Raw genomic sequence first — 15,256 nt, forward strand, 5'->3', positions numbered from 1 at the left:
GAGGTGCGGCTACCGTTGTCGGGTGAACTTCGATGAGTACGCGCGGACCGCCGTCGACCTTGTCAACGCGGATCTGGGCGACCTCGCCGGCATGCGAGTCCTGTTCGCCGATGACCAGGGCTGGATGCGCGAGCACGTCACCGAGAAAGACCTCGGCGTGCTGCGTCGCGCCCAGCGCCGGCTGCGCGACGTCTTCGAGCTCGGCACCACGGGCCGCGACGCCGATGCGGTCACCGAGCTCAACGCTCTCCTCGAGAACTTCCCCGTGCAGCCACGCATCTCGGGCCACGACGCCAGCGACTGGCACATGCACGTCACCAGCCGCGGCGCCTCGGTCAGCGCGGAATACCTCGCGGGCGCCGTCTGGGGCCTGTCGGTCTGGCTCTGCGAGTACGGCAGCGCCCGCTTCGGCATCTGCGCCGACGAGCGCTGCGGCAACGTCTACCTCGACACGTCGTCCAACAACTGCCGGCGCTTCTGCTCGGAACGCTGCGCCACCCGCTCGCACGTCGCCGCACACCGGGCCCGCAAGCGCGCCGCCAACCTCACGCCCGCCTGAAACCCTTCAAGACCACCAAGATTGCGTACGCGGCTCAGCACCGCGCTTGCCTGACCGAGCGTCAGGCGCGCGTGCCGGCCGGAGTGGCGCTTTGCGCCGGGGCCAAGTGGCGCCGGGCGAACTCGAGCGACTCGCGCAGATCGGCCTCGCGCGTCGCCCGGCTCGAGGCGCGCCGGGTCGAGACCTCCAGGGCCACCGAGCCGGTGAACCCGCGAGCCACCAGCGTGCGCAGCACGTCGGCACAGGGCTGATTGCCCCGGCCGGGCACCAGATGCTCGTCGCGCCCCTCGCCGGTGCCGTCGCCCAGGTGCACGTGCTTGAGGCCGGCGCCCATCCGGTCGACCATCGCGTGCGCGTCGGTCCGCGAGGCCGCGCAGTGCGACAGGTCCAGCGTGTAAGCGTCGAAGCCGGACTCGGTCGGATCCCAGCCCGGCGTGTACGGCACGAACCACCTGCCCGCCATCTTCACCGGGAACATGTTCTCGATCGCGAAACTGATCCCCGGGAAGCGCTGCTGCACCTTGTCGAGGCCGGCCGCGAAGTTGCGGGCGTAGTCGCGCTGCCAGGAAAAAGGTGGGTGCACCACCACGGTCGGGGCGCCCAGAGTGTCGGCCAGCTCGGCGGCCCGCGACAGCCGCTCCCACGGGTCGGAGCTCCACACCCGCTGGGTCACCAGCAGGCACGGAGCGTGCACCGAGAGGACCGGAACGTCGTAATGCTCGGCGAGCCCTTTGAGGGCGCCGGCGTCCTGGCTGACACGGTCCGTCCAGACCATGACCTCGAGACCGTCGTAGCCCACCGTGGCGGCCATCTCGAAGGCAGCGGCGGTCGGTTCGGGGAAGACGGAGGAGCTGGACAGGAGGACGGGGACGCGGGACTTCACGAGGTAAAGGGTAGACCCGTTTGTCGCGCGGGCCGTTGCCTCGGGCGGGTAAATGCGGCGATACCGGGCGGCAACGCGGTAATAGTCACCTGCACGCGTACGCTGTCGCGAGTGACCCGCAGTGACCAGATTCGCCCCCGCGAGGTCGGCCTCGATTTCCCTCGGGAATGGATCGAGTTCCTCGACCCGGCCGACGATCAGCACCTCATCCGCGCCGACCTCACCTGGCTGCTGTCCCGCTGGACGTGCGTCTTCGGCTCCGCCTGCCACGGCATCGTGGCCGGCCGCGCGCACGAGGGCTGCTGCACGCACGGCGCCTTCTTCACCGACGCCGACGACGAGAACCGGGTCAAGGCCGCGGCCGCGAAGCTAACTCCCCAGACCTGGCAGCACTATCGCAAGGGCTTCAAGAACTACACGGAGATGGACACGGTCGACGGCGCGAACCCGGCCCGCCGCACCGCGATCCGCACCGAGGACGGCCCCTGCGTCTTCCTCAACGACGCGAACTTCCCCGGCGGCGGCGGTTGCGCCCTGCACGCCCAGGCCCTGCGCGACGGCGTACACCCGCTCACCTACAAGCCCGACGTCTGCTGGCAGCTACCGATCCGCCGCGAACAGGATTGGGTCAAGCGCCCCGACGGCACCAAAATCCTGCAGTCCACCCTCACCGAGTTCGACCGCCGAGGCTGGGGCGCGGGCGGCGCCGACCTCGACTGGTGGTGCACCTCGTCCCCCGAGGCCCACGTCGGCTCCGAACCGATGTACCTGACCTACGGCCCCGAGCTGACCGCCCTGATAGGCAAACAGGCGTACAGCAAACTGTCCGAGCTCTGCACCGCCCGCGCCAAGTCCGGCCTGATCGCCATCCACCCGGCCACCGCCGCGGCCGGCCACCCCACCACCCGAGGCGGCCGCGAGCCCGCGTCCCCCAGGTAAGCGAAGGGTTGACACCGAGGAGTCCACTGAAACCGGGGCATCCACTCTCAGCGATGTGGTGCGGACGGAGCGTGACTCATGTCGGACGGTTTTCGAGTGGATCTCGGTGCGCTCGAGGACGCGGCGATCGGGATCAACACGACGCTGAACGACCTCAAGGCCAAACGGATCGACGACCTGGACGGCCGGGAGGCCGACTACGGCCACGACAGGTTGGCCGGCACGATCACTGACTTCTGCGACCGGTGGGAGCTGGGGGTCGAGCACCTGGCGACCGACGGGCAGGAGATCGCCGGCCGACTGTCACGGTCGGTGCAGGCGTACCTGAAGGTCGATCAGGCCGCGAAGGGCCGGATGGACGGCATTCTGCAGCGGCAGTCCGGGGCGGATCCGGCGGCGGACTGATGGCCGAACTGGGCGAGACCGACGACCCCCGCGCACTCGTGCCGGGCGATGCCACCGCGATCGTCGCGACCGCCCAGCAGCTTCGCGCACGCGGCGACGCGCTCCACGAGGCGGGCACGGGACTTCGACGGATCGACACCGGAGACGGATGGAGCGGCAGAGCCGCCGACGCGTTCCGGGCCAGATTCCAGGGGCAACCGGGCAGGTGGCTGGAGGCGGGTGACTGCTTCCACTCCGCGGCCGACGCCCTCACCAGCTACTCGGGGACTCTGACCTGGGCGCAGCGGGAGGCGGCGCGAGCGATCGCACAGTGGAACGCCGGGCAGGACGCGGCGGCCCGCGACACTCTCGACAACGCCCGCCATCAGCTCGACGGTGCCGGCGACGCCGCGGCCGGAACGGTCGGCTCGGCGCGGGACAGGGCGCCCGAGAAACCAGGGTTCTGGAGCAAGGTCGGCGATTTCTTCGAGGACGTCGGCGCCGGCCTCGCCAACGCCGGTGGGCACGTCGTCAACGGCCTGGCCTCGTTCGGCAACGCCATGATCCATCACCCTGGCGGCACGACGCTGATGGCCGCGGGCACCGGCTTGATGGTGCTCGGCGCAGCCGGCGAGGTCGGGGGCGGTCTGCTCGACCTGACCGTCGTCGGCGGAGCTGTCGGCATACCACTCAACGTCGCGTCGGCCGGCGTGATCGCCGCGGGTGGCGGCCTGGCCCTAACCGGCACCACCGACCTGATGATGCACGCGGCGAGCGACGACGGCGTGACCCCGGCCCGCACCGACCACGAGGGCTCCGGCGGCGGCGACTACGAGCCGACCGAGGGCTTCCGCGGCAGCGAGTACAGCACGGACGAGTACGTTCAGTTCGTGAACGGGCACACCGGCGACGCCGACCCGAGCATGCCCCGGCCGACGGAGGCGGAGGTCGAGGAGGCCCTGACGAAGGCCTCCCCGCAGAAGCTGGAGGGCCAGAACGCCGAGCTGTTCCGATATGGAGACGTCAAAGTGATCCTGAACTACGACATGCCGTGGCGGTCGACCGCCTACCGGGTCGACAGGGGCTGAGCATGGCTGATCTCACCCGGGAGCCGTGGTCGTTGTTCGGGCCGGACGAGCTCACCGAGATCGCCGCCCGGGCGATTCCGTTCGGCAACGATCAAGTCGTCGACGCTCTCCAGTTCGCGGCCGGATGGGCCACCCGGGTGGCCAAGTTCGACGCGGATCGCGCCCTGGCCTGGACCGATCGCACGGTGTGGAACGAACACGACCTGGCCGGCAGCCTGCACCAACGGGACTTCCTCGAGCGGTCCATGGCCCAGCTGCCGACACCGTTGCGGGAACGGCTCACCGCCTGGGTCGCCGAGGTGGACGAGCGCTTCCGCTCGTACACCGTCGACGACCCGGACGGGAAGATGGCCAAGATTGCCGAGGTGGATCTGACCGGTCGCCCGTGGTGGTGGCGCCGGGTCCCCGACTCGGGGCCGATCGTCGAGGACCTGGCGCGTTACGTGTGAGGGTCGGTTTACGGCTCGAACTTGTAGCCGAGGCCGCGCACCGTGACGATGTAGCGCGGCGCCGACGGCTCGGGCTCCACCTTGGAGCGTAGGCGCTTGACGTGGACGTCCAGGGTCTTGGTGTCGCCGACGTAGTCGGCGCCCCAGACCCGGTCGATCAGCTGGCCTCGGGTGAGGACGCGGCCGGCGTTGCGCAGCAGCAGTTCGAGCAGCTCGAACTCCTTCAGCGGCAGCTGTACGCCGGCGCCGTCGACGGTGACGACGTGGCGTTCGACGTCCATGCGGACCGGGCCGGCGGCGAGCGTCGGGGTCGACACCTCGGCCGCCTCGGTGCCCTGCCGGCGCAGGACGGCTCGGATGCGGGCGACCAGTTCGCGCGGCGAGTACGGCTTGGTCACGTAGTCGTCGGCGCCGATCTCCAGGCCGACCACCTTGTCGATCTCGCTGTCCCGGGCGGTGACCATGATGATCGGGACGGCGGAGCGCTGCCGCAGCTGGCGGCAGACCTCGGTGCCGGACATCTCCGGAAGCATCAGGTCGAGCAGCACGATGTCGGCACCGGTCCGATCGAACTGCGTGAGTGCCGAGGTACCGGTCGGAGCGACCGAGACCTCGAAGCCCTCCTTGCGCAGCATGTACGACAGGGCGTCGGAGAACGACTCCTCATCCTCGACCACGAGCACGCGGGCCAATGTGGTTCCTTCCATCTTCCGGTTCCGGGGACTAGCGCCCGGCCGCACCGGACTCGATCTCAATTGCCGCTGGTAACGGCAAAGGGGCTTCAGGGGGGCGCGCCGGTAGGCGCAGGGTGAACGTCGAGCCATCACCAAGCGTGCTGGTGACGTCGACGCGGCCGCCGTGGTTGGTGGCGATGTGCTTGACGATGGCCAGGCCCAGGCCGGTGCCGCCGGTCGACCGGGACCGGGCCTGGTCAGCCCGGTAGAACCGCTCGAAGATCCGGTCGACGTCGTGCGCGGCGATACCGATGCCCTGGTCGGCGACGTCGATCTCGACCCAGTCCTCGTCCTGACGCAGCGTAAGCGAAACCTTGGTGTCCTCCCCCGAGTACGCGATCGCGTTCTCCACGAGGTTGGTCACCGCGGTCGCGACCTGGCTGTCGCTGCCGTACACCATCGCGCCTTTGGGGCCGGCGTACGAGACCTCGATGCTCTTGGCGGAGGCCGTGGTACGGGTGCGGTCTATGACCTCGGCGATCACCCAGTCGACCGAGACCGGCTCGGGCGTGGGCAGCGGCTCGGCGCCCTGCAGGCGGGTGAGCTCGAGCAGCTCGTTCACCAGGCGGCCCATCCGCGCCGACTCGTGGTGGATGCGCTCGGCGAAGCGCCGGGCGGCCACGAGGTCTTCGAGTTTCTCGTCCTCGGGCTCCATGCCGGCGGCCGACTCGGTGGCGTCGAGCAGCGCCTCGGCGAGCAACTGCAGCGCGCCGATCGGGGTCTTCAGCTCGTGGCTCACGTTGGCCACGAAGTCTCGGCGCACCCGGGCGAGCCGGTGCGCGTCGGTCACGTCGGCCGCCTCGATCGCGACGTGTGTCGCATTGAGAGCCACGGCGCGCAGGTGCAGGCCGAGCGGCGCGTTCCCACCCCCGGCGCGACCTCGCGGAAGATCGAGCTCGACCTCGCGACGCACGCCCGTGCGTCGCACCTGTCCGGCCAGCGTACGGAGGATCGGATGCGCCGCGATCGTGCCGGGAGCGCCGCCCGAGCGCAGCAGGCCCATCGCCCGCGCGGCCGGGTTGACCAGTACCGGATGGTCTTCCGAGTCGAGAACGACCACACCCACGCGCAACGAGTCGAGACTCTTGCGGCCGAGGCCCTTCAAGCCGTTGTTTCCGGCGTGCGCCTCGTCGTCCGTGTTGATGGTGCGTCCCCCCTCGTTCGGCCGGGAGCCGGCGGTTTCCGCGTGCTCCGGCGACCTGCGGGCGCGAGCGAACAGCACACCCGCGACCGCGCCGACGGCGAGCGCGACGAGGGCGAGGAGGATGCTGTACGCCAAGTCCACGCAGCGATCGTAGGGTCATTGTTTACCTGGCTCCTACGCTGAACTGGACATATCGGGCGCGTGTCGAATAATGTTCACCACTGCGCCCGGCGTCGTTCATCGGTGTTCACGTTGAGGCCGTCGGGTGGACCTAGCGTAGGCATCAACCAAGGTCGTGCCCTGCCCAAACGGGGGCGACCCCGACCCCGGGACGAGGACATGCGCGAGGAGTTCCAGGCTGATCTCGACGAGATCAGCCGCCTGCTGGTGACCATGGCCGAGGCCGTGCGCGCCGCCATGCGTAAGGCGACCACGGCGCTGCTGACCGCCGACCTCAAGGCCGCCGAGGCGGTCATCGAACGGGACGTCGAGGTCGACGCGATCTACGGCCAGGTCGAGACCAAGGTGGCCGACACCATCGCACGGCAGGCGCCGGTCGCCGGCGACCTGCGCATGGTGATCACCGCCCTGCACATCTCGGCCGACCTCGAGCGCATGGGCGACCTGGCCGAGCACGTCGCCAAGACGGCGCAGCGGCGCCACCCGTCGCCGGCCGTGCCGGCCGAGCTGCGCCCGGTCTTCAAGGAGATGTCCGAGGTCGCCGACCAGATGGCCGACCGGATCGCCAAGCTGCTGGCCACACCCGACGCGGAAAAGGCCGCCAAGCTCGAGCACGCGGACGACGAGATGGACAACCTCGAGCGGCGGCTGTTCCAGGTGCTGCTCGACGACGACTGGCCGTACGGCGCGGAGACCGCGATCGACGGCGCGCTGCTGGGCCGCTTCTACGAGCGGTACGCCGACCACGCCGTGAACGTGGGCGAGCAGCTGGTCTACCTGATCACCGGTGAGCCGGTGACCGGCCTGAGCTGAGCGGCGACGCTCGCCGGGCCGACAGAAGGCCGGGACGCCACGGGGGCGTCCCGGCCTTCTCGTCTCTGAACGGAGTTATCGGCCCTGGTTGGCGACCGCGGCGGCCGCCTCCTTGGCCGCGTCGGGGTCGAGGTAGGTGCCGCCGGGGTTGGTCGGGCGGTAGTCGGCGTCGAGGTCGTACCGCAGCGGGAAGCCGGTCGGGATGTTCAGTTTCGCGATGGCCTCGTCGGAGACGCCGTCGAGGTGCTTGACGATCGCGCGCAGCGAGTTGCCGTGGGCCGCGACCAGCACCGTCTTACCGGCCGCGAGGTCGGGCACGATCGCGTCGTACCAGTACGGCAGCGCGCGCTCGAGCACGTCCTTGAGGCATTCCGCCTTCGGCATCAGCTCGGGCGGGAGCTGCGCGTACCGCGGGTCGCCGAACTGCGCGAACTCCGAGTCGGCCTCGATCGGCGGCGGCGGCACGTCGTAGGACCGGCGCCAGAGCATGAACTGCTCCTCGCCGTACTCCTCGAGGGTTTGCTTCTTGTCCTTGCCCTGCAGGGCGCCGTAGTGGCGCTCGTTGAGCCGCCACGACCGCTTCACCGGAATCCAGTGCCGGTCGGCGATGTGCAGGGCGATCTCGCTCGTCCGGATCGCGCGGCGCAGAACGCTGGTGTGCACCACGTCCGGCAGGACGCCGTGCTCCTTCAGCAGCTCTCCGCCGCGGCGGGCCTCGTCCTCGCCCTTGGCGTCCAGGTCCACGTCGACCCAGCCGGTGAAGAGGTTCTTGGCGTTCCACTCGCTGTTGCCGTGTCGCAGCAGCACCAAAGTCCCTGTCATGGGCTCCATCCTGCCGCAGGCCCGATCGGGGCGAGCGCGGACCCGGCAGTGGTGACCACCACGTGGAAACTCGATTGCCCCGGCCCTTAGGTTGTAAGTGCAGGAAGCATGAACAGCACTTACGGGGAGGCGACGTTGCGGGGTTGGTTCCGGGAGGCAACGGGTGGGTTGCCCCGGCAGTTCTGGTTCCTGTGGATCGGCACTCTGATCAACCGCCTCGGGTCGTTCGTGGTGATCTTCCTGGCCATCTACCTGACCACCGAGCGGCACTTCAGCCAGAGCCAGGCCGGCCTCGTGATCGGGCTCTACGGCGTGGGCGGCGCGATCGGCACGACCGTCGGCGGGGTGCTGGCCGACCGGTGGGGACGACGGCCCACGATGCTCACCGCCCAGTTCGGCGCGGCCGCGTTGATGCTCACCCTGGGTTTCGCGTACGCCTATTGGCAGATCCTTGCCGTCACGTTCGCGCTCGGGGTGGTCACCGAGGCCGTCCGGCCCGCGTTCTCGGCCATGATGGTCGACGTCGTGCCCGACCACGATCGCGTGCGGGCGTACTCGCTGAACTACTGGGCGATCAACCTGGGCTTCGCGCTGTCCGCGGTCGGCGCCGGCCTCGCCGCGAAGGCCGACTACCTGCTGCTGTTCGTCGTCGACGCGGGCAGCACCCTGGTCACCGCGCTGATCAGCCTGGTCTTCCTGGCCGAGACGCGGCCGGCGGCGGCCGCACACGGCACCAGCCTGCGGCAATCGAAAAGCGCCCGGCGGCAGAAGAGCAGCGGCGGCGGGCTGATGCTGGCGCTGCGCGACCGTACCTTCGTGATCTACCTGGTGATCAGCCTCGGCACCGTGATCGTGATGATGCAGCACCTGTCGACGCTGCCGATCGCGATGGCCTCCGACGGGCTGTCGGCGGCCACCTACGGCTGGGTGATCGCGGTCAACGGCGTCCTGATCGTGCTCGGCCAGCTGTTCGTGCCCCGGCTGATCGAGGGCTTCGACCGGTCCCGGGTGCTGGCCCTGGCCGCGCTGATCATCGGAATCGGGTTCGGGCTGGCGGCGTTCGCGGACGCGGCCTGGTTCTTCGCGCTCACGGTGGTGATCTGGACGCTCGGCGAGATGCTGCAGTCCCCGTCCAACGCGGCGACCGTCGCGGCGCTGTCCCCGCCCACGTTGCGCGGGCGCTACCAGGGGCTCAGCTCGCTGAACTGGTCGGCCGGGACCGCGCTGGCGCCGGTGCTCGGCGGGTTCACCCAGCAGCACCTGGGCGACGCGGCGCTGTGGGCCGGGTGCTTCGGGGTGTGCGCGCTGGTGGCGGTCGGTCAGCTGATCACCGGGCCGCGGCGGGAGCGGCGCATCTCACAGTTGCTGGCGACTCCGGCCGTGGCCGGCCCGGCCTCGACGGAGACGCCGATCGCCCTGCCGCCGCTCGTGGCCGAGCCGGTCGCCGACGACGCTCGCAGCGCGGGATAGCGGTCGCAGGCCGAGTGCCCGGCGGGGTAACGTCTCGCTCGTAACTGTAAAGACTCCTTTCAAATGGAGGCGCCGTGCGCGGCTGGCTGCGAGACACGGCCGGCGGTCTCCCCGCGACGTACTGGTATCTCTGGGCCGGCCTGCTGATCAACCGGGTGGGCGGCTTCGCGGTCCTGTTCCTGTCGCTCTACCTCACCGCCCAGCGCGGGGCCGGCGCGGCGGTCGCGGGACTGGTCGTCGGGACGTACGGCATAGGCGGGGTGATCGGCACCCTGGCCGGCGGCGTCCTCACCGATCGATGGGGGCGCCGCCGCACCCTGGTCTGGTCCCACCTGGCCGGCGCGGCCGCGCTCGTCTCGCTCGCGCTGGTCAGCCACCTCGCGGTGATCGCCGCGCTCTGCGCGCTCCTGGGTCTGTTCCAGTCGATGCCGGCGCCCGCGTTCGTCGCCGCGATCATCGACCTGGTGCCCGCCGAGCGCCGCTCGCGCGCGTTCAACCTGCAGTTCTGGGCCTTCAACCTGGGTACGGCCGGAGCGTCGCTGCTCGCCGGCCTGCTCGCCGAGTGGAGCTACGTCGCGCTCTTCCTGGTCGACGGGACGACCACCCTGATCGCGGCCGTGGTGATCGCCCTGAAGGTGCCGGAGACGCTGCCGGTCTCGTCCCCGCGGAAAATTCGGCCGCGCGGCCTGCGCACGGTGCTGAGTGATCGGATCTTTCTGGTCTTCGCCGGGCTGACCCTCCTGCAGGCCCTGCTCTACACGCAGATCGGCACGATCGTGCCGCTGGCGATGCGTGCGGACGGGCTGAGCGCGGGCGCCTACGGCTCGGTGGTTGCGCTGAGCGGGACGCTCATCGTGCTCGGGCAGCTCTTCGTGCCCCGGCTGATCGACCGGCACCGCAAGGACCGGGTGCTGGCGTTCGCCCAGGCGGTGATGGCCGCCGGCTTCGCCGTGCTGTTCGTCGCCGACCGGCTGCCGGCCTACGTCGCCGCGGCCGTGATCTGGACGGTCGGCAGCATGCTCGCCGCTCCCCCGAACGCCGAGATCAACTCGGAGCTGGCCCCGCCCGTCCTGCGCGGCCGCTACCAGGCCGTGTTCTACCTCACGTTCCCGGCCGCGGCGTTCCTGGCGCCGACCCTGGGCGGGGCCGGCCTGCAGTATCTCGGCACCGCGCACTGGCTGGTCGTGGCGGCGGTCGGGTTCGGCGCCGCCACGCTGCACCTGGCGGCCGGGCCCAGCCGCGAGCGGCACGTCGCCGAGATCCGCGACGAGACGGCCGCCGGTGGCCCGGTCGTCAGTGGCCGGATCCGGTGACCATCCGGCTCCGCTCGTACTCGTGCGCACCGCCCTTCTTCGCGAGCGTCGCGCACGCCTGCTCGATGTCCCGGGCGAGCGTGTCGACGTGCTCGCGGCTCATCGTCTCCTTGACCAGCGCTCGCATGATCGTCACCTGCTGGGCGTCCGGCGGCATCGTGTAGGCGGGCACCATCCAGCCGCGCTCGGCCGACAGCTGCCAGGCGACGTCGAACTCGTCGAACCCGTTGTGATCGAGGAGGCGGAACGCCACGAGCGGCAGTTGCTCCTCGTCCGCGCCGATCAGCTCGAACAGGCCCATCGCCGCCAGCTTCTCGCCGAGCGCACGGGCGTTGGCCTGCATGTTCTGCATGATGTACGTATACCCGGCCCGGCCGTAGCGCACGAAGTTGTAGTACTGGGCGAGCACCATCGACGAGCCGGTGGAGAAGTTCAGGGTGAACGTCGCGTCGGTCTTGCCGAGATAGTTCTCCGTGAAGACCAGGTCCTCGTTCAGGTCGGCCTTCTCCCGGAAGATCAGCCAGCCGATGCCCGGGTAGACCAGGCCGAACTTGTGCCCGGAGGTGTTGATCGAGCGCACCTGCTCGAGGCGGAAGTCCCACGGCGAGTCGGGATAGAGGAAGGGCCAGACGAAGCCACCGCTGGCCGCGTCCACATGCAACGGCACGTCCAGCCCGCGCTCGCGCTTGATCCGCACGAGCAGGTCGTTGATGCCGACGATGTCGTCCTTGTGCCCGGTGAAGGTCGTCCCGAGCACGGCCGCCACCCCGATCGTGTTCTCGTCCACGCGCGGCAGCACGTCGTCGGGGCCGATCGTGTACTTGCCCGGCCGCAGCGGCACGATCCGCGGCTCGACGTCGAGGTACCGGCAGAACTTCTCCCAGACCACGTGCACGTCGCCGCCGAAGACGAGGTTGGGGCGCTCGGTCGAGGCGCCGGCCGCCGTCCGCCGCTTGCGCCAGTTCCACTTGAGCGAGAGACCGCCCAGCATGATCGCCTCGGACGAGCCCTGGGTGCGCGCTCCCATCGTCTCGCCCGGCGCGTGGTAAAGATCGGCGAGCATCCGGATGCAGCGCTGCTCGATCTCCGCCGTCCGCGGATACTCGGCGTGGTCGATGAAGTTCCGGTGCAGGTTCTCGGCGATGATCCGCTGCGCTTCCGGCTCCATCCAGGTGGTGACGAAGGTCGCCAGGTTCCGGGCCGGGTCGCCCTCGAGCACGAGGTCCTCGGCGACGAGGCGGAACGCGTCCTGGGCGGGCATGCCCGTCGACGGGAACGTCCGGGTCGGCACCTCCTTCGTGGCGAACCGGTTGCCGAAGATCGCCGTGTCATCGTTGCCGTGAGATGCCGTGGTCATTCGCTTTCCTCCGTACGGCGTCAGGGGTGGGTTCGAAGGCCGGGAACATCAGCGCGGACGCGATCAGGAAGCAGAGAGCGCCGAGCAGGGTGCCGGCCACCGCGATCCGGTCGTCGAGCAGTTCACCGGTGCCGGGCAGGACGAAGCTGGCCAGCGCCGAGACCATGAAGAAGATCGAGCCGAGCATGTTCAGCCAGGCGATGTGCCAGGGCAGCGATCGCGGCCGCCAGCTCCAGAAGCTCCCGATCGCGAGAATGGCGAAGACGCTCGCCACCAGGAACAGCGTCGATCCGACGGCGTCCGGCCGCCAGACGTGCCGGTCCTGCTCCCGCACCGAGGCGTTGTGCGCCAGCGCGGCGAGGGTGCTCACGTTGAAGGCCAGCGTCCCGGCGAACTGAGTGATCGCCGCGAGCCAGCCCCGGTCGTGCGGTAACCGCCGCCAGAAGACCAGGGGCTCGGCCGAGGGCGTCTGTGCCTGCACCAGCTGCAGGAACGACGCGGCGGTGAAGAAGATCGAGCCGGCGAAGTAGGTGACGCCGTCGGCGGTCTCACCGACCGCGTCGGCGTAGGCCGGGACGGATCCGACCACGAAGCAGGCCGAGCCGAGCACGAACAGGCTCGCTGTCGCCGCGTTGAGCCGGGCCGGGCGGATCCGCATGCCGCTCATCGTCGGCAGGAGCACCGGCACCGGGCGTCATCCACCACGGATGACACGTGATGGTCAAGAAAAGGGCCCGGAAACAATGCACCGGCGGCGGCGGACGACGCCCATCCCCATAGGCGTCGCCCGCACTAACCGCCGGTCTCGGGTCGCGCCGTCCCCCAACGGCATATGCCACCCGTCCCCAAACGCCGACCGCGGTGACCATTGCTGATCACCAGTTCCCCGAACTAACGGTTCGGCGTCCATTGATTACGCTAGTTGGGGAGGTCAAGGCTTACAAGCCAGTTGGCTGTCTGCCATCTGTCTGGACCGTCACAGTCAACGACAAATGGCCGATCGGCGGATCGACCCGTCCGACATCCGGGCCCCTCTCCGCCTCGGCGAGAGGTCTCGTTCACCACTCGTTCATCGCGAACACCGCCCGGCAAATACCCGGAGCGGGCAGCTGCATGATTATGCGCACGACCCTATCAATCTTGTGATCGCGAGTCGATGGGGCAATATTAGCGGCATTTTGGGCAAATCCCGCGCGGGCTCGAGAGGGCGGGCTCAAGAGGGCCGGCTCAAGAGGGCCGGCTCAGGAGGCGGGCGGCGCGAGGTGCTTGAAGGCCTGGAGATTGGCCAGCGACTCGCCGCGCTTGACCCGCCACTCCCACTCGCGCCGGATCGACGTACCGAAGCCGATCTCGAGCATCGTGTCGAAGGACTCGTCGGCATAGGTGAGCACGGCACCCAGCAGGCGGTCGAGCTCGTCCTCGTCCAGCGACCGGAGCGAGACCCGGCCGGTCAGGTAGACGTCGCCGACCCCGTCGATCGAGAAAGAGACGCCGTACATGCGGGCGTTGCGCCGCAGCAGCCAGGCCCACAGCTCCTCGTGCCGTTCGTCGGGGCGGCGCATCACGAACGCCTCGATGCGCAGGGCGTGCTCGCCGACGATCAGGTTGCAGGCCGTCTTGAGCTTGTGGGTGCCGGGGAGACTCACGACGTACGACGATTCGCCGGTCTTCTCCCAGTCCAACTCGCGGTCGGCCAGCACCTTCTCGATCAGGGCGGTCACCATGCGTACGCCTCGAGGCGGGCGGCGATCATCGCGCGGTGCTGCACCACGGCCTCACGGTAGACGTCGAGCAGACCCTCGGCCGTACGGTCCCAGGAGAAGCCTGCCGCGTGCGCGACCGCACCCTCGGAGAGCGAGGCCCGAAGCCGCGGGGCGGCGAGCAGCGAGTCGAGCGCGTGCGCCCAGTCCCGCGGGTCGTGCCCGTCGACCAGCAGGCCGCTCACCCGGTCGCGGACCGCAGTGATCAGCCCGCCGACCGCGGCCGCCACCACCGGCGTGCCGCAGGCCTGCGCCTCGAGCGCGACCAGGCCGAACGACTCGTTGTACGACGGCACCGCCACCACGTCCGCGCAGCGGTAGAGGTCGGCCAGGTCGTCCCCGGTCTGCGGGGGCAGGAACAGCACCCGGTCGGTGACGCCGAGCGAGGCCGCCAGCTCGATCAGCGCGCTGGGCCGGTCGAGGCCGCTGCCGCTCGGGCCGCCGCAGATCACCAGCGTGGTGTCGCCGTCCTTCAGGAACGGCAGCGCGGAGATCAGCACGTCGGGCGCCTTCAACGGCTGGATGCGGCCGACAAAAGCAACAATTCGCCCGCTGGGCGGCAGTCCGAGCCGAGCCCGGGAGCAGGGACCCGGGCGGAAGCGATCGAGATCGACCCCGGGCTGCACCACGGCGGTGTGCGCGGGCGCGGCGTCGTAGTAGGCCACGAGATCCTGCGCCTCGAAGCGGGTGTTGGCCACGAGGCGGTCGGACTCCGCGACAACCTGCTCCTCGCCGATCACGCGGGCCTTGGGCTCGGGCCGGTCACCGGCCGCGATCAGCCTGTTCTTGACCTTGGCGAGGGTGTGCGCGGTGTGCACGTGCGGCACGCCCCAGCGCTCCCGGGCCAGCCAGCCCACCTGGCCGGAGAGCCAGTAGTGGGAGTGGATCAGGTCGTATCGGCCCGGCGGGTGCGCCGCCTCCGCGCGCAGCACGCCGTTGGCGAACGCGCACAGCTGCGAGGGCAGATCCTCCTTGGCGAGCCCCTCGAACGGGCCGGCCGTGACGTGCCGGACCGTCACGCCGGGCGCCATCTCGACGACCGCGGGCAGCTCGCTGCGGGTGGCCCGGGTGAAGATCTCCACCTCGACGCCGAGGCGGGCGAGCCGCTTCGACACCTCGACGATGTAGACGTTCATGCCGCCGGCGTCGCCGGTGCCGGGCTGTTCCAGGGGGGATGTGTGCACCGAAAGGGTGGCTATGCGCCGGGGGGTCGGCCACTCAACCACGATATTTCCCTCCGAAGCGTTCCAAAGTACCGCGCAGATGTTACGTACTTGTCAAGTCAATATCTTCCCCACGGATGGTCGCCGAACCACCATCCAGGCGCGTGAGGGTGACTCAAGTCATCGGGAAAGATGGGG

16 protein-coding genes are annotated in these 15,256 nt (G+C 69.9%); 8 read left to right on the forward strand and 8 right to left on the reverse strand.

The genetic code is table 11. The features are described 5' to 3' along the window. Positions 1-22 precede the first annotated feature (22 nt). Entirely contained in the window at positions 23-559 is a 537-nt protein-coding gene (locus tag A3CQ_RS0121360; RefSeq protein ID WP_020512987.1) for a CGNR zinc finger domain-containing protein, read from the forward strand. Positions 560-620: 61 nt separating this feature from the next. On the opposite strand, the gene A3CQ_RS0121365 is transcribed toward A3CQ_RS0121360, so the two are convergent. After that, complete coding sequence (locus A3CQ_RS0121365; RefSeq protein WP_020512988.1) at positions 621-1,442, reverse strand: sugar phosphate isomerase/epimerase family protein; 822 nt, start codon at positions 1,440-1,442, stop codon at positions 621-623. Positions 1,443-1,553: 111 nt separating this feature from the next. Between A3CQ_RS0121365 and A3CQ_RS0121370 the strand changes: the two genes are divergently transcribed. The 4 genes from A3CQ_RS0121370 (at position 1,554) to A3CQ_RS57610 (ending at position 4,302) form a co-directional block, all read left to right on the forward strand. Further along, positions 1,554-2,381: a DUF3109 family protein gene (locus tag A3CQ_RS0121370; protein ID WP_020512989.1), complete on the forward strand. Its 828-nt coding sequence runs from the start codon at positions 1,554-1,556 to the stop codon at positions 2,379-2,381. A 78-nt stretch (positions 2,382-2,459) separates the two neighbouring features. Further along, positions 2,460-2,786: a hypothetical protein gene (locus tag A3CQ_RS0121375; RefSeq protein WP_026205991.1), complete on the forward strand. Its 327-nt coding sequence runs from the start codon at positions 2,460-2,462 to the stop codon at positions 2,784-2,786. Beyond that, a complete protein-coding gene (locus A3CQ_RS53585; protein ID WP_020512991.1) occupies positions 2,786-3,853 on the forward strand; it encodes a WXG100 family type VII secretion target in 1,068 nt (355 codons plus the stop codon). The genes A3CQ_RS0121375 and A3CQ_RS53585 overlap by 1 nt, the downstream gene beginning before the upstream one ends. 2 nt (positions 3,854-3,855) lie before the next feature. Further along, complete coding sequence (locus A3CQ_RS57610; protein WP_020512992.1) at positions 3,856-4,302, forward strand: hypothetical protein; 447 nt, start codon at positions 3,856-3,858, stop codon at positions 4,300-4,302. Between the two features lie 8 nt (positions 4,303-4,310). On the opposite strand, the gene A3CQ_RS0121390 is transcribed toward A3CQ_RS57610, so the two are convergent. Beyond that, positions 4,311-4,994 carry a response regulator gene (locus A3CQ_RS0121390; protein WP_020512993.1) on the reverse strand — a complete coding sequence of 228 codons (684 nt, stop codon included), beginning with the start codon at positions 4,992-4,994 and terminating at the stop codon, positions 4,311-4,313. Between the two features lie 31 nt (positions 4,995-5,025). Then, entirely contained in the window at positions 5,026-6,321 is a 1,296-nt protein-coding gene (locus A3CQ_RS0121395; protein ID WP_020512994.1) for a sensor histidine kinase, read from the reverse strand. A gap of 198 nt (positions 6,322-6,519) precedes the next feature. On the opposite strand from A3CQ_RS0121395, the gene phoU reads away from it, so the two are divergent. After that, a complete protein-coding gene (gene phoU, locus A3CQ_RS0121400) occupies positions 6,520-7,173 on the forward strand; it encodes a phosphate signaling complex protein PhoU (protein ID WP_020512995.1) in 654 nt (217 codons plus the stop codon). A 75-nt stretch (positions 7,174-7,248) separates the two neighbouring features. Here the strand turns inward: phoU and A3CQ_RS0121405 are convergent, their stop codons facing one another. Beyond that, complete coding sequence (locus A3CQ_RS0121405) at positions 7,249-8,004, reverse strand: phosphoglyceromutase (protein ID WP_040432661.1); 756 nt, start codon at positions 8,002-8,004, stop codon at positions 7,249-7,251. A 99-nt stretch (positions 8,005-8,103) separates the two neighbouring features. Here A3CQ_RS0121405 and A3CQ_RS53595 point away from each other — a divergent pair, with 99 nt between their 5' ends. Both A3CQ_RS53595 and A3CQ_RS0121415 read left to right on the forward strand, forming a co-directional pair. Then, on the forward strand, positions 8,104-9,465 hold the full coding sequence (locus tag A3CQ_RS53595) for an MDR family MFS transporter (protein ID WP_040432662.1): 1,362 nt from the start codon (positions 8,104-8,106) through the stop codon (positions 9,463-9,465). A 74-nt stretch (positions 9,466-9,539) separates the two neighbouring features. Further along, on the forward strand, positions 9,540-10,778 hold the full coding sequence (locus A3CQ_RS0121415; RefSeq protein ID WP_020512998.1) for an MDR family MFS transporter: 1,239 nt from the start codon (positions 9,540-9,542) through the stop codon (positions 10,776-10,778). Here A3CQ_RS0121415 and gad read toward each other — a convergent pair. From gad to mshA, 4 genes are all read right to left on the reverse strand, one after another. Beyond that, complete coding sequence (gene gad / locus A3CQ_RS0121420; RefSeq protein WP_020512999.1) at positions 10,759-12,135, reverse strand: glutamate decarboxylase; 1,377 nt, start codon at positions 12,133-12,135, stop codon at positions 10,759-10,761. The genes A3CQ_RS0121415 and gad overlap by 20 nt on opposite strands. Beyond that, complete coding sequence (locus A3CQ_RS0121425) at positions 12,107-12,823, reverse strand: YrhK family protein (RefSeq protein ID WP_020513000.1); 717 nt, start codon at positions 12,821-12,823, stop codon at positions 12,107-12,109. The genes gad and A3CQ_RS0121425 overlap by 29 nt, the downstream gene beginning before the upstream one ends. A 553-nt stretch (positions 12,824-13,376) precedes the next feature. Further along, positions 13,377-13,859, reverse strand: coding sequence for a type III secretion system chaperone family protein (locus A3CQ_RS0121430; RefSeq protein ID WP_020513001.1), 483 nt, complete (start codon positions 13,857-13,859; stop codon positions 13,377-13,379). Further along, a complete protein-coding gene (gene mshA, locus A3CQ_RS0121435) occupies positions 13,853-15,160 on the reverse strand; it encodes a D-inositol-3-phosphate glycosyltransferase (RefSeq protein WP_051115303.1) in 1,308 nt (435 codons plus the stop codon). The genes A3CQ_RS0121430 and mshA overlap by 7 nt, the downstream gene beginning before the upstream one ends. Positions 15,161-15,256 lie beyond the last annotated feature (96 nt).

This window comes from Paractinoplanes globisporus DSM 43857, from assembly GCF_000379645.1.
GTDB classification, from domain to species: domain Bacteria; phylum Actinomycetota; class Actinomycetes; order Mycobacteriales; family Micromonosporaceae; genus Actinoplanes; species Actinoplanes globisporus.